Source organism: Candidatus Burkholderia verschuerenii (genome assembly GCF_001189365.1).
GTDB classification, from domain to species: domain Bacteria; phylum Pseudomonadota; class Gammaproteobacteria; order Burkholderiales; family Burkholderiaceae; genus Caballeronia; species Caballeronia verschuerenii.
In genome coordinates this window covers 1-1,067 of the sequence record NZ_LFJJ01000425.1, presented here as the reverse complement: position 1 = coordinate 1,067, position 1,067 = coordinate 1, and the positions used below count along the sequence as shown (strand labels likewise).

At 47.0% G+C, this 1,067-nt stretch carries 1 protein-coding gene; it reads right to left on the bottom strand.

Annotated elements, in window-relative coordinates; translation table 11 throughout:
• Positions 1-851 precede the first annotated feature (851 nt).
• Positions 852-1,067 (bottom strand): hypothetical protein (locus tag BVER_RS34995; protein ID WP_232316957.1); only part of this gene is annotated, 216 nt, incomplete at its 5' end.

Genomic DNA, 1,067 nt, shown 5'->3' with positions numbered 1-1,067 from the left:
CCCCCCCCCCCCCCCCCCCACCCCCCCCCCCCCCCCCATCATATATTTATAAGAGACAGCCTGAAGACGCATTCTAACGCTCTCGAAACCCCTTACGGCTTATTCCATCAGATTGAGACTTCAGACCATGGGCACTCACCTCCTTGTTCCATTCCCTCGGGCTCGATCCAAAGCACCCCTTTTCCACAATTGCCTTTCCTGGTGGCCATCATATGAAAGAGAGGAGTGGCCGTAATTCACTCCTATCCTTATCCAAAATCACAAAGTCAGCTGGAAAAAGAATACTAAGAACGCATTCTTCCTTAATTTATCCCGCTAAGCATCCGATGTGAACGAATCGTCTTCACCAGCAAGACGAATCTCTCTTTTTTTTCTCTTCTCCAGTCGAACTCCCTTGTGATAACTGAACCTGAAAGCGCTGCTATGACTGCTGCGAACAAGCAAAGAGCGAGAGAAATTGTTGGTTCCCTTCTTCAAATTGATAAAGAAAGACAGTCAGTGGGCGCGCAAGGCGAAGAAGGTGGCTCCATACTGGGTGACATACCTTTATTTGTCTTTAGTTGAGTAAACTGCCAATGTGAGATGAAAAGTGTAAAAAGGCTATGAGAAAGTGTTCAGGAAGCGGTCTAGGCAAGACAAACAAACAAAACAAGGAAATCGAGCGGCAAAGAGCTACGGAGCGACAAAGAAAGGGCTTATTAGATGCTTAACACACCCTGATTGAAGAGCTCATAACTCACTAGAAAGAAACGCATCTTAGCAGATCCTGGGTACCTTTATTTACGACTGAGTTCACCATCGCTAACGCTCCTCACGAAGGAGAGGCTACCGAGGGCTACCAGGGGGAGGACTCACTCGATCGATAGAGAGAGGAAGTGAACGAATTGAATTTTGACTAAGGCAACCGTAGAGTGGTCGACCGATAGGGGGAGAGTCCGAAGGGCGAGATAAGAAAGCGAAGAAAATAATCCTATTTTACCACTATACATTGCTAACAGCAGAAAATGGAATAATCGGGACTCCCGAGTAACTGGCCGAGCCGCTAAAGTAGCTAAAGTGGTGATAAG